The organism is Blastopirellula sediminis (genome assembly GCF_020966755.1).
Classification (GTDB): Bacteria; Planctomycetota; Planctomycetia; order Pirellulales; family Pirellulaceae; genus Blastopirellula; species Blastopirellula sediminis.
Genome location: NZ_JAJKFT010000010.1, coordinates 715975 through 728701 on the forward strand (window position 1 = coordinate 715975; position 12727 = coordinate 728701).

12 protein-coding genes are annotated in these 12727 nt (G+C 57.3%); 4 read left to right on the forward strand and 8 right to left on the reverse strand.

Annotation, left to right across the window (positions count from 1 at the left end):
* Nucleotides 1–33: 33 nt before the first annotated feature.
* From glgC to hemP, 7 genes are all read right to left on the reverse strand, one after another.
* Nucleotides 34–1293, reverse strand: coding sequence for a glucose-1-phosphate adenylyltransferase (glgC, locus tag LOC68_RS14480; protein ID WP_230220008.1), 1260 nt, complete (start codon nt 1291–1293; stop codon nt 34–36).
* A 211-nt stretch (nt 1294–1504) separates the two neighbouring features.
* The gene (locus LOC68_RS14485; RefSeq protein WP_230220010.1) at nt 1505–3142 is read right to left on the reverse strand and encodes a serine/threonine-protein kinase; all 1638 of its coding nucleotides are present in this window, start codon (nt 3140–3142) and stop codon (nt 1505–1507) included.
* 225 nt (nt 3143–3367) lie between these two features.
* Entirely contained in the window at nt 3368–3931 is a 564-nt protein-coding gene (locus LOC68_RS14490; RefSeq protein ID WP_230220012.1) for a sigma-70 family RNA polymerase sigma factor, read from the reverse strand.
* A gap of 87 nt (nt 3932–4018) precedes the next feature.
* On the reverse strand, nt 4019–4414 hold the full coding sequence (locus tag LOC68_RS14495; RefSeq protein WP_230220014.1) for a hypothetical protein: 396 nt from the start codon (nt 4412–4414) through the stop codon (nt 4019–4021).
* A gap of 133 nt (nt 4415–4547) precedes the next feature.
* A complete protein-coding gene (locus LOC68_RS14500; protein WP_230220016.1) occupies nt 4548–5576 on the reverse strand; it encodes a DUF1559 domain-containing protein in 1029 nt (342 codons plus the stop codon).
* Nucleotides 5577–6090: 514 nt separating this feature from the next.
* Nucleotides 6091–6714 carry a macro domain-containing protein gene (locus LOC68_RS14505; RefSeq protein ID WP_230220018.1) on the reverse strand — a complete coding sequence of 208 codons (624 nt, stop codon included), beginning with the start codon at nt 6712–6714 and terminating at the stop codon, nt 6091–6093.
* 54 nt (nt 6715–6768) lie between these two features.
* A complete protein-coding gene (hemP, locus tag LOC68_RS14510; RefSeq protein WP_230220020.1) occupies nt 6769–6969 on the reverse strand; it encodes a hemin uptake protein HemP in 201 nt (66 codons plus the stop codon).
* Between the two features lie 262 nt (nt 6970–7231).
* Here hemP and LOC68_RS14515 point away from each other — a divergent pair, with 262 nt between their 5' ends.
* The 3 genes from LOC68_RS14515 (at nt 7232) to LOC68_RS14525 (ending at nt 9504) form a co-directional block, all read left to right on the forward strand.
* Nucleotides 7232–8131: a DUF1559 domain-containing protein gene (locus tag LOC68_RS14515; RefSeq protein ID WP_230220022.1), complete on the forward strand. Its 900-nt coding sequence runs from the start codon at nt 7232–7234 to the stop codon at nt 8129–8131.
* Between the two features lie 186 nt (nt 8132–8317).
* Nucleotides 8318–8539, forward strand: coding sequence for a hypothetical protein (locus tag LOC68_RS14520; RefSeq protein ID WP_230220023.1), 222 nt, complete (start codon nt 8318–8320; stop codon nt 8537–8539).
* A 227-nt stretch (nt 8540–8766) separates the two neighbouring features.
* Nucleotides 8767–9504: an MBL fold metallo-hydrolase gene (locus LOC68_RS14525; RefSeq protein WP_230220025.1), complete on the forward strand. Its 738-nt coding sequence runs from the start codon at nt 8767–8769 to the stop codon at nt 9502–9504.
* Nucleotides 9505–9666: 162 nt separating this feature from the next.
* Here the strand turns inward: LOC68_RS14525 and LOC68_RS14530 are convergent, their stop codons facing one another.
* A complete protein-coding gene (locus tag LOC68_RS14530; RefSeq protein ID WP_230225147.1) occupies nt 9667–10968 on the reverse strand; it encodes a flavin-containing monooxygenase in 1302 nt (433 codons plus the stop codon).
* Between the two features lie 490 nt (nt 10969–11458).
* On the opposite strand from LOC68_RS14530, the gene LOC68_RS14535 reads away from it, so the two are divergent.
* Nucleotides 11459–12550, forward strand: a complete 1092-nt coding sequence (locus LOC68_RS14535) for a hypothetical protein (RefSeq protein WP_230220027.1) — start codon at nt 11459–11461, stop codon at nt 12548–12550.
* Nucleotides 12551–12727: the final 177 nt, after the last annotated feature.

Consider the following 12727-nt stretch of genomic DNA (forward strand, 5'->3'; position numbering starts at 1 on the left):
GTCGCCCTGGTGGTTGCTCGGTTGGCGTTCGCGTTACGCGACGTGTTCGCGTTCGGCGCGGACCATGCTTTCGACGGCGTCTCCTTTGGCGATCACGACCACTCCGCCGGAGCTGATCGTGAAGCCGCGGCGGCGATCCATTTCGAGATCAAAGCCGATTTCGGTCCCCGGCGGGATATGCACCCCTTTGTCGATGATCGCGCGGCGGATGCGGCTGTGCCGGCCGATATTGACCCCTTCAAACAGGATCGAATCTTCGACATGGCAGAAGCTGTTGATCCGCACTTCGGGTCCGATGATGCTCCGTTCGACTTCGCCGCCGGAGATGATCGAACCGCCGCAGACGATGCTATCGAGCGCACAGCCGCGACGTCCTTCTTCGGCATTGCCGGCGAAGACGAACTTCGGCGGGGGAACGTTCGGCTGATACGTTCGCAGCGGCCAATCGCGGTCGTACAAGTTGAGCAGCGGATCGACGTGGACCAGGTCCATGTTCGCTTCAAAGTAAGCGTCCAGCGTACCTACGTCCCGCCAGTAGGCGTCTTGCTTCCGGTTCTCGTCGCGGAACGGGAAGGCGAAGACCCGCTGCGAGTCAATGATCGACGGAATGATGTTCTTGCCGAAGTCGTGCGCGCTCTCGCGACGCGTCGCGTCCTGACAAAGCTGCTCGAACAGGAAGTGAGCGTTGAAGACGTAAATCCCCATCGAAGCCAGGCAGTGCTCCGCATCGCCGGGAATCGTCTTGGGGGTGGGGGACTTTTCTTCAAAGCCGATGACGCGTTGATCGGTATCGACCTGCATCACGCCGAACGCCTTCGCCTCTTCGGGCGAAACGCGGAGCGCTCCGATCGTCAGGTCGGCGCCGTTTTCGATGTGATAATCGATCATCGACGCGTAGTTCATCTTGTAGATGTGGTCGCCGGCCAGGATCAGCACGTAGTCGGGACGATGCTTCTCCATCGCGTAGATGTTTTGGTAAACGGCGTCGGCGGTACCTTGATACCACTGCTCGTCGATCCGTTGTTGCGGCGGAATGACGTCGATGAATTCGCCCAGCTCGCGGCAGAAGTAGCGCTGCCAGCCGACGTTGACGTGGCGATCGAGACTTTGACCTTTGTACTGCGTCAGCAGCTGGATGTGCCGCAGTCCGCTGTTTAAACAGTTGGAGAGCGCGAAATCGATGATGCGATAGACGCCGCCAAACGGAACGGCCGGCTTGGCGCGATCCCGCGTCAGCGGTTCCAATCGCGACCCTTTTCCGCCAGCCAAGATGACGGAGAGTACGTTTTGCATGGGGAGGGCGCTCCTAATCATGAGATGCTGGAAGGAGGAGCCGGGCGGGTCTGGGGCGCGCCGTCACGACTTCCGAAATATTTTATCGACGCCTCCTAATTCCTAAAACAGAAATTGAAACCGCGAACGATCCAGATTTCGACGCGATACGTCTTTCGCGCCGTTGATACCGATTATGATCGCGCGCAACGCCGTCGCTGGCAACGCGCGCTTATGCGTTCGCCATGCGGATCTTGCGCACCACAAAGTACTGGATCATGCCGAGCAGCAAGATCGAAAGCGTCAAACAGATCGTCCAGTGAATGTCGAGCGGCCGATCGCCTGGATAAAAGATGGCGAACAGCACATGCAAGTAGTAGCAGACCAGCGAAATCGTAGTGACGTACCCGACGAGCCCCTTTTGATAGAGCGCACCGCTAGCCGCCACTAACAGCAGATAGCCTAGTACGAGGGGACTCGACACGCCTTTGGTCGAAAAGAGCAGCAATGTCAGCAGCGCCACGTTCATCGTCATCCAGGCGAAGATTGCGGTCGTCCGCGTGCGAGGACGTTCGTACATTCGCTGGAAAAACCATGCGCCAACTGCGTAAACCACCGCGGTACCGATCGAGATCGCTTGAAACGTCGGCTGCGACGATACGGGATCGTGCAACACCCAGACGCAAAACAGGTGATAGGAGTAAAACAGCACCACCGCCGCCCAGTTGATCGCCAGTCCAGGACGACGCCGCGCCCAATAAACCAAGCGTTCGAAAGGAGAGAGGGGGCGAGCCTGAATCGGTTCGTTGTTGAGAAACGCTCGCAAGTCAGCCGCCAGGTCAGCCGCTCTGCGATACCGGGCGTTGGGCGTTTTGTGCAAGCACTTCAAACAGATCGTTTCCAACTTGCGTGGGATTTGCCAATTGCTTTTGCGCGGCGGCGTCACGTCAGAGAAGCAAATCTGATTGATCGCTTCCAGAAAGTTAGCGTTTTCAAACGGCGGCTTCCCGGTCAGCAGCGCATAGAGAATCGCCCCCAGACCGTAGACGTCGGTCGCAGCCCCAATTTGATGAACGCGGCCAGACGCTTGCTCCGGCGACATATAGCCGGGGCTCCCCATCACCTGACCGGTGCAAGTCAGATTTGACTCGTCGTCGACTCGCTTCGCCAGGCCGAAATCGGTCACCAGAGGACGCCCATTCTCGTCCAGCAAAACGTTCGAAGGCTTTAGATCGCGATGAATCACTCCATGTTGATGCGCGTACTCGATCGCTTCGGCGATTTGCCGCACCAGGTCGGCCGCTTGCTCAGGAGTGAACGTTTCGGTTTTCAGCGCGACGGCCAGGCTTTTCCCCGGAACATATCCCATGGAGAAATAGTGACGGCCGCTGTGACTGCCGACTTCATAGATCGGCACGATGCCAGGGTGATTCAAATTGGCGGCAGCTTCCGCTTCGATCCGAAAGCGGGCGACTTCGTCCCGCGATGCGAATTGTCCGGTCAGGATCATCTTCAGCGCGACGGTTCGATTCGGATTTTGCTGACGGGCCCGATAGACGACCCCCATTCCTCCGCGGGCAATTTCCTCTTCGACCTGATAACCGTCAATGTGAATATGACGCGGGGGAAGGAGGGCGTTGCTATCGCTCGCGTCGAGCGCAATGGTTGGGCTATCCGGCGTCATCGCCGCTTCCAGAGGAGACCGATCCAAACGACTGTCGTCGGCCTGATCGAGCATCGCCGCGACCTGCTTCCGCAAGTCGCTCCGCTCTGCAAACCGCGCAGCCAGCCACGCGCTGCGCTCCGCCGGCGGCAACTGGCTCGCTTCCTCAAAAGCGTCGCAGACAAGTTGATAGTCTTCAGGAGTCAAGGGAATGCGTTTGCTGGTAGAGAAGAGAATCGAAACGCGGGGACGGACCACATATCCCACACTAACCCGAGGCGCGAGCCGAGGGAATGCGGTAGGAAGCTGAACAAAAGCGACAACCGACTCTCGGCTCAACTTGAATCGACGCCTTCTTCATTGGGCAGTGCTCATTCCCTCGGCTCGCGCCTCGGGTTAGTGTCGCATGTTGCTTGCGGATTCGGCGCCTGTCTATTCCGCTTCTTCGAGTTGCGTCAGCAACCACGCTTTGGCGGCGCGCCAGTCGTTTTTGACGGTGGAAGGGGAGACGTCAAGCGCGGCGGCAGTTTCCTCGACGGTCAATCCGCCAAAGTAGCGGAGTTCGACGATCCGCGCGTGTCGCGGATTGAGCGCGGTGAGTCGTTCCAGCGCATCGTCGAGCGCCACCAGGTCGACGTCGCGCGACGTTTGATCGGGGGTCAGGTCTTCGTCGATCGCGATCTTCTGGGCACCGGCGCCTCGCTTGGCGGCGTTCTTTTGGCGAGCGTAATCGACCAGGATCCGCCGCATGACGTTGGCGGCGATCGCACAGAAGTGAGCGCGTCCTTGCCATTCGACGCGGTTCTGATCGATCAGCTTCAGATAGGCTTCATGCACCAGGGCGGTCGGCTGCAGCGTATGATCGGCCCGTTCGCGCTGCATCTGCCGCGCGGCGATCCCTTTCAGTTCGTTGTAGACAAGCGGCAACAGCTTCTCGGCGGCGTCGGTCTCGCCGCGCGATAGTGCCGCCAGCAGCTGAATGGTTTCGTCGCTCACGCGGGCGATCCTCCTGGGACGGAAACGGGCTAACTGATAGCTTAGCACGCCGCCGAACCGGGAGAAACGGACGCCCGCGATACGCCGCTATTTCGCCGTTACCTCGAACTTGAACTCATTCGGGCCGGCCGCGGTCACATCCGCCGTCAGCTTGCTTTTGGCGTTGTACTTGGCCGGAATGTAATTCACTTCCCCAGCGTCCATCCCCGGGGTCCCCCCGCTCGCCGCGCGGAAGGCGGAGATCTCGACGCGTCGGGCGCCAAGCTCGGCCTTACCGGCGAACTTGCCGTCGACGATATCGATGCTGTCGATCGAGCCGGCGGAGACGGTCTTGAAGTGAATCAACCCTTTTTCGAGCGGCTTTCCATCGATGGTGACTTCGCCGCTGACGTCGGCTCGGGCCGGTTCTTGCTTGCCAAGCGAACAACCAATCGCGACGGTTGCGAGCGCCAAGAGAATCGCCGTAGCGATACGTTTATACATAGCCTGTTCCTTCAACTTCCAATGTGCGTGTGTAGTGGCGCAACGAGATCGCTGATTGCGGATGCAATCGCTGCGAGAACGCGAGCGGCCGAGGCGCGCCGCTCGCGATTACCAAGAATGGTCGAACGAGCTCTTAGAACTCCCCGATCACCTGACCGTCGTCGCGGGTCGCGAGACGAGCCAAAGTATCGAGCGCGGTCGTTTCGGCGATGAAACGGACCGAGCCGTCGCCTAACAGCGCGTTAACGCCGCCGGGATGAGCCGAGTTGAGCGGAATACTCGCGCCGCCGTCGTTGCCGACGCCGGTATTCGCTTCGTCATCCGCCCAGCCGGTCGTCTTGTTGATGGCGTAGCGAATCGTCGTCATGTTGAACGTGCGATTGTCGCTGTTGACCGTCAAGGTCGGCGGAGAGTCGGAGCTCTTGCAGCCGATCGCCCAACCCCACGGCATGCTGGCTCGCCAGTCGACCTTCGTGCCGGAATTGTTGGTCAGGTAGTTGCTGTGTTCGCTCACGGCCATCGTATTGCTGGAACCGTCAACCATGTCCGCAAACCGGGTCTTGCTGTTGTGATACAGCATTCCGCCGGCGCTTTGGTTTCCTCCGCGCGACGTGTTGGAGATGCGGGTTTCGGTATAGCCCGGGATCAAACCGTTGTCGGCGCCGGCGATGCCGACGTAGTTGACTGCCCACGGGGCGACGGTAATCGAGCTATCTTTACTGGTGCAAAGTTCCGGCAGCGGAGACGACGGGCAAAGATAGCCTTCCATCTTCAAACCGCTGATCATCCCCATGTTGTTGTCATTGAAGACGCCGGAACTGCCGTAGAACTGCCAGTTATCGTACAGGGCGCTCTGTTCGACGAACGGCAACATGTAGACCAACCACGAGCTTCCCCAGTTCGTAGTGGCGGTCGCATCGGTCCCAAACGGCTGCTGATCTTGCGCGGCGCCCGGCGGAAATCGCTTGTAGGTGTCATGGTGATTGTGCAAACCAAGCCCGAGTTGCTTCAGGTTGTTGGTGCACTGCATGCGTCGAGCCGCTTCGCGGGCTTGCTGTACCGCCGGCAGCAAAAGGGCAATCAATACGCCGATGATCGCAATGACCACCAGCAGTTCGACCAGGGTAAACCCCCGCCGAAATGGCTTTTGAAACTTGAGCATGATAAAGCCTCTTCACAATTGAGAAAAACAGGATGGGATGAGTAATCTCGCGTTCCGGAATCGGTCGCAGTCAGAAGCCAAGAGAAATAGCCATCGAGTCATCAACGAGGTGTTCCGCGCCCCAATGCTCAACAGCTTTATTTCTCAAACAAAACAATAACTATATCTATCAACCCGCAATTCAGTGGCAAAGACCGCGGGATGGTGAAATAAATACGCCCAATAGAAATCACCGCTCCTTTGGGGACTGTCACAGGAGCGCATACGATCACAGCCTGCTGCCCAGAGAACACCACCTACGGCCAATCTTATCTATGCCGATCGAACTACAAACCTAAAATGCGCAACATTGTTCCGTTTTTTGCACTGATTTTTCAATATTTCCATTTTTCGCCTCAAAAGAGTTTCTCGCCCCACCTAAGCGAGAACCTCTCTGTAGGTGCGCAGCATTCCCCTCATTTGGCAAAACCAATGATTGCGTCTTTTGCACGATAAAGAGCAGTAGGATGCTCAGTTACCCGCGGACGACCTGGCGATTGCCGTCGTAGCAAATCTGCTTTTGACGCCGTGCGACCATGTCCCAGTCGAAGCGGTGCGGGGGCTCAAGATAGTTGCGGTAAGCGGCGGCCATTTGGCGTCCGGCTTCAGTGTGGGAGACTCCGCCGAAACCGCAGCCCATCGCGGGAAACGCAACCGTTTCGATCTTCTTCGCACTCGTCACGTTGTGGCGATAGATCGCGACCAGCGCGGCGAATGTCGCCGCATAGACCTTGTCGCTTCCTTCGATCGAGCCTGGTACGCGCATCGTTGGAGCGTGAACAATGAAGGGATAATCTGGCAGTTCGGTCTCGACGACCAGCGCCGTTCCGATCGGCTGTTCCCCCAAATATTCGTCGAGAATCCGCGACTGAATTCGCTTCATCAGACCTTCGCCGTGAACGGCGATTACAGCGGCGTCGATGCCGGCGGTCATCATGCCGAAAGAGTTGGCCGCGGTCACAAAGCAGTCGTGCGGCGGCAAATTTTCAAAGCGACAGGCCTGCGCCGAAACGCCGGGCAGACCGTCAAAACGAGATAGCAGGATCTCGCAGATGGCAGGATCGGGATGAACCAACCACAAAGTTAATGGAAATGGCATCGCGAGATTCTAGCGAGGCCAACTCAACCAGGCAAACGAACACGATTGCCGGCTCTATTTTTGCAAAATCAGCTTTCCGCTGCGGGTCTCGCGAAGTCGATAAACGGCCCCTTTGTGCGAGATCAGGATCTCGTTGCTCCCTTCCATCAAGTCGTTGGAATCGACGATCTTGGCGTTGATTCCGGATAAGGCCTCGTCAGGCGAAAGGGGAGCGTTTTGAACTTCGTCAGAGCTGTGCGAGGGCTCGCTGTCCATGGTTCGTTCCAGGTTGAAAACACGCGGGAAGAAGTTTTTTCGAGGCTAGTCGTTGACAACGCGGCTGATGGGCAGCTAAACTTCGTGCATCGATATTGATACTCGATCTCAGTTTCAGTTGCAACGCGTACCCCGAGTTTTCTCGCAAAAATCTGCCAACCGTTCGCCAGCTCTCCTGCCAGCCCACACGGTCGACAACCGTTTCGCGTTGCGGAATCCCCCCTAATTCCGCCGAAGGGCTAGTTCAAAAGGAGAGCCGACCATGCGTCGCAAAGGTTTCACGTTAGTCGAATTGTTGGTGGTCATCGCCATCATCGGGATCTTGATTGGGCTTCTCTTGCCCGCAGTTCAGCAGGCCCGCGAAGCGGCTCGCCGGATGTCATGCAGCAACCAGCTGAAGCAAATCGGCCTGGCCACGCACAACTTCCATGACACCTACAAAGAATTCCCATACGCGGTCCAAGATCGCCAGGTAGGGGAAACGACCAATACTTACGTGACCGGCTGGATTCAGATCATGCCGTTTTTGGAAGCGGACGCGATCGCGAGTCGCTGGGATCCCAAGCTGACGCGTAACAGCACCGTCGATAACGACGGCGACGGCTGGACCAACGCACTGCTGCAAAAGGAAATCATCCCGACCTATCTTTGCCCCAGCATGGAGCTTCCCAGCGGCGCACTCTCGGAAGACCGCGCGCCGAGCAGCTACCAATTTTGCACTGGGACGCCGAATATTGGCGACTTCCATTACGCCGCTGCCGGCAGCGAACCAGTATTCAACGGCGCGATCGTGCCGATCAAAAAGGCCGACCCGGCCGGCGCCTACTATCGTGATCCCACCAAGTTCCGCGATGTCGTCGACGGCACTTCCAATACGTTTCTCGCCGGCGAAACCGACTTCAAACCGGCAGGCATGCCCTCCACCTCGTACGGTTCGATTTGGTCGTACGGATATCTGTATGGTTGGGGATCGACCTATTACAAGCTGAACAACCACGCCCAAACGAGCACCGTTTACGGTGCGTTCCGCAGCGAACATCCGGGCGGAGCGATGTTCACGCTGGTCGACGGATCGGTTCGCTTTGTCGCCGAAACGATCGATGTCGACACCTATGACGCCTATGGCACCCGGTCCGGCAGCGAAGTCGCCAGCCTGGACTAACGACGTTTGGCGCTCGCCGAGCGATCTCGGCGAGCCCTTTCTCCGTAACACGAAACTCTTTCGTTGGGTGAAATCATGGTACGCGTCACTCGAATTACAAATTCGTTCGCAAAAGCGATTCTCGTCGCCTCGTGCATTGCTCTACCGGTCGCGCTGGTTGGCTGCAGCGGCGAAACTTCCCAGCCTGTGGTTCAGTTAGATTCAGGTCCCCTGACGGTCGAACAATGGAAAGCTCTTCCGGCCGACATCAAGTTCGAGGGGGATACGATGGATCGCTTGCGAATGGGAGACAAGAAATGGGAGAACGAACGCCTTTGGCAACACTTTGTGAAAAAGGTCGTCATCCCGGCTCATCAGACCGAAGTGCCCAAGGTCGGACGCGACGGCTCTATCTTGGCGAACAAGTAAGCGAGCGATAAGGAACAAGCGGACAATCGCCGCTCGCTTTCAACCCGACTCCTAGCAGCAGTCGTCGTGACGTCTCCTTCGGGCGGCGTCGCGGCGGCTCTTTTTTTTGCGTTCCGGGGTCATTCCAGATAGGCGTCGCATCTCACGGCGGCATCTTCTACGATAAAGAGGCTGTTGCGGCGATTGCGCCGCATGTTGTACGTTCGACCTGAGCACGCGCCGCCGTCATGCAACTTCATTGTCTCGGCGTTTCCGGCTATCACCCAAGCCAGACCCGACAAACCGCCTGTTTTATGTTGCCGGAGATCGGCGTCGTCTTTGACGCCGGGACAGGCTTCCATCGCGTGCGCAGCCGGATCGCTACCCCTGAGTTGGACGTCTTTCTGTCGCACGCTCATCTCGACCACGTGATCGGCGTGACGTTTCTCTTCGATACGCTCTACCAGAAAGAAACGAAGGTCCGCGTCCATGCCGAGCAGCCGAAGATCGACGCGATCTGTCAGCACTTGCTGTCGCCGCTCCTCTTTCCGGTCGCGCCACCGTGTCAGTTCGTGCCGCTCAAGGGAGAAGTCGCACTTTCCGGCGGAGGACGACTTCGTTGGTTTCCGCTAAAACATCCCGGCGGCAGCGTCGGCTATCGAATTGACCTGGCCGATCGCTCGATGGCCTACGTCACCGACACCACCGCCGCGCTCAACGCCGACTACATTGAACAGATCCGCGGGGTCGATCTGCTGCTGCACGAATGTTATTTCCCCGATGGCCTCGACGAGTTTGCGCTAAAGACCGGCCATAGCTGCGTCACGCCGGTCGCGCAGGTCGCCAAAGCGGCCGGAGTCGGACGTTTGGTACTGACCCACGTCAATCCGCTCGACGATATCGACGACCCGATTGGCCTCGGAATCGCCCAGAAGATCTTCCCCGAGACGGTGCTGGCGGAAGACGAAATGGTGATCGAGTTCTAGCGATACTAGCCCGAGGCGCAAGCCGAGGGAGAGCAGTCGCAAGTGAATGACTAATGACTAAGAACTAATGTCTAATGAAGAAAAGAACAGATTCTTGGCATTAGACATTAGTTCTTAGTCATTAGACATTTCCATCCGCATTCCCTCGGCTTGCGCCTCGGGTTAGTGTTGCGCGTTCAACGGCTTGACCGCATCCATGCGGCTGACAATCTTTCTGAGCCTCTCGCGATAGGCGTAGTAGTCAACTTCCAACAAGTGCCGCGGCGAGGCGACATATTCCTGCCGGTGAGGAAGTCCCAGGCCGCTGGAATGCTTCAGCGCCCGAAACCAACTGGCGATTTCCGGATTGGTCGTCTGCGCGGCGATGAAGCGGGCCATGATCTTGGCCTGTAGTTCGGTCAATGGCCACTGGCCGCTGTTCGGCTGGATCATCCCGGCGACATATATATTGTCTCGATCGGGATGAAACGCGTGCAAAAAGAGTCGCGGCGTCCCGTTTTGCGGATGCAGTTCCTCCAAATCAATAAACGGAAACGACAACTTATAGCCAGTCGCAAAGATCACCAGGTCAAACTCTTGGCGGCGATCGTCCGCGAAGACAACTTCCCGACCGTCGAACTTCTTCACGTCGGGAAAGACCTGGACGCGGCCATGCCCGACATAATAAGGAAGCTGCGAATTGATGATCGGATGGGTCGCAAAGATATCGTGGTCAGGGTGGGGGAGTCCGTATTTCTCGGGACGTCCCAGCGCAAACGCGATGGATTGCCGCACGATCCAGCGTTTCCACGCTTGAGGAATCGGCCACGAGCGAACGCGATCGCCGACCACATCTGATGGTTTGCCGCGAATGAACTTCGGAACGAAGTGATAGCCGCGCCGCATGCTGATCGCGGCCGACTCGGCATGAATCGCCGCTTCAACGGCGATATCGCAGCCGGTATTGCCTGCGCCGATCACAAGTACGCGCTTGCCGCGGAGCTGCTCGCTGAACTTGAACTGGCGAGCGTGCATCGTCTCGCCGGCGAAATCGCCGGGGATTTCTGGCAAAAGCGGATCCCAGTGATGGCCGTTGGCAATGATGACTCCGGCGTATTTTCGGGGCTCCGACTCGCCTGCGACGTGCACTTCCCAGGCGTCCGAGCCAACGGAAGCGATGTGGTTTACCGTAGTGCGGAATTGAATGTGCGAATAAAGATCAAACTCGCGCGCATAACTGCACAAATACTGCAGCGCTTCTTGATGACTCGGGTAGGACGAAAACGACTCCGGCATCGGGAATTCTTCATAAGCGGTCATCCGCTTGGAAGAGATGAGATGAGTCGATTGGTAAACGCTGCTCGACTCCTTTCCGAAGCTCCAGTTTCCCCCTAGGTCTTCCTCACGTTCCAGCGCGTGACATTGCACTCCAAATTGCAAAAGATTTTTGAGGACCGTCAGTCCAGACGGGCCTGCGCCAATCACGCAGTAGGTGGGCTGGTTCGTCGGCGTTGATATTGAACTTACGGACAAGAGTTTCCCTTAACAGCAAATGCTTGGTCTCAATAGGGGGAGTCAGGGGGTAATTTAATCGACACGCAAACGAATTCATTTTTCGTTTCGTCAATTCAATTTCGCTTGACATCCTAACAAACCAGACGGACAATCCATTTCACAGTTGCAAGGTGGTCTTTTACTCCACTCGACTTTCCACAGACCAGGAAAGCGTAGGATATTAACACTTTCGCAACAATTCTTGAGCTTGTCATCCTAAGAGGCGGAGGCAAGATTTCGGGATTACGCACCATCAATTCACTGGACAACTTCTTTGAATTAGCGAAGATTAATTATTACTTTGCTGACAAAGCAGTAATTCCGGCACGCCCTCAAGCGGTTCGTTGAGTCTCAATAACAACGAATTCCTGAGACTGTGCCGACCGGAACAGAAACGCGATTTTAAGAGGAGCAGACCATTATGATGCGAGTGACCAAGGTCGCATCGGCGGAAGATTACCAACTTATTAGTAGCTTCGACGAAGTAAAGCGAACGCTGCTAGACGAAAGCAAATTCCAAGATCGGCTCGAAAAGCCGTTGGCCTACTGGGCGTTGCCGAACGATCGTCGTTTGCCGCTCGCCTTCCTCGGACGTTCGCTCGGCGACCTGCTGTCGACTCCGTTTGAAGAGTTGTCGGCCACTCCGGGCATCGGCCAGAAGAAGATCAGCTCGCTGGTTCGTCTTCTGCACCGCGCCACCAAGGAAGAACCCCATTCGACGCCGTATGGCGCCCAAGAGCAAGCTCCCCCGACCCAGGGCGACGAGATTCTCGGGATGCCCTGCACGCCGGATGGTCAATTCGACCACACGCTGGTTTCGGAACTGTTGTGGGCCAAATGGCGCGAATCGGTTCGCGTTCATAACCTGCAGCACGAGAAGCTCGGTCGTCTCGCTTCGTCTCTGGCCGAAGTGCCGACCGTGATCTGGAACACGCCGCTCAGCTTCTATCTCGACTACACCGTCGCCGAGATCCGTCGCCTGAAAACCCACGGCGAAAAGCGCGTTCGCGTGGTGCTGGAAGTCTTCTTCCGCATTCACCAGATGCTCGAAAACGTGAAGCCGCAGCAGCAGTTCGCTCTGAAGTTGCAGCCGAATTTCGTCCCGGCCGTCGAACGCTTCGTGCTCGATCGCCTGGCCGACGAAAATCAACCTTCGGAAGATGACGTTCGCGCCTACATCGCCGACGCGCTGCTGAAGCAAATCAAGCTGGACGCCGGCGACACCGTCTTCGACCTCGCGGTCGGACGTCTCGGCCTGGGTGGCAAGCCGCAAAGCGTTCGCATGCAAGCTCGCATGCTGGGCGTCACCCGCGCTCGCATCTACCAGCTGTTGGAAGATTGCAGCAAAGTGATGAGCGTTCGCTGGCCGGAAGGTCAGGCCCTGCTCGCCACGTTGGTTCAGAAGGGAATCAACGCGGGTCACTCGCCGATCGAACAGCGCCTGCTGATCGCCGTGCGTGAGCTGTTCTTCCCGACCAAGCTCGAATCGTTTGAAGAAGATCCGCAAATCTAAGCGATCGAAATTCAACGTTAATAAACGCATAAAGGCTCGCCTATTTCAGGCGAGCCTTTTTTTATGCACAAACCAAAGTGCCCGCGACGCGAGCGAATGCGCATTGGCTATTCCAGGGGCAGCGTGGAAGTGGCTAGGCGCCTTCCGTTCATCTGCGCCGCGGGCGATGGGGGCGAT

Coding starts and splice junctions, on each gene's coding strand:
- glgC (WP_230220008.1), bottom strand. CDS start 1,293: ATGCAAAACGTACTCTCCGTCATCTTGGCTGGCGGAAAAGGGTCGCGA.
- LOC68_RS14495 (WP_230220014.1), bottom strand. CDS start 4,414: ATGTATAAACGTATCGCTACGGCGATTCTCTTGGCGCTCGCAACCGTC.
- LOC68_RS14500 (WP_230220016.1), bottom strand. CDS start 5,576: ATGCTCAAGTTTCAAAAGCCATTTCGGCGGGGGTTTACCCTGGTCGAA.
- LOC68_RS14505 (WP_230220018.1), bottom strand. CDS start 6,714: ATGCCATTTCCATTAACTTTGTGGTTGGTTCATCCCGATCCTGCCATC.
- hemP (WP_230220020.1), bottom strand. CDS start 6,969: ATGGACAGCGAGCCCTCGCACAGCTCTGACGAAGTTCAAAACGCTCCC.
- LOC68_RS14515 (WP_230220022.1), top strand. CDS start 7,232: ATGCGTCGCAAAGGTTTCACGTTAGTCGAATTGTTGGTGGTCATCGCC.
- LOC68_RS14525 (WP_230220025.1), top strand. CDS start 8,767: ATGCAACTTCATTGTCTCGGCGTTTCCGGCTATCACCCAAGCCAGACC.
- LOC68_RS14535 (WP_230220027.1), top strand. CDS start 11,459: ATGATGCGAGTGACCAAGGTCGCATCGGCGGAAGATTACCAACTTATT.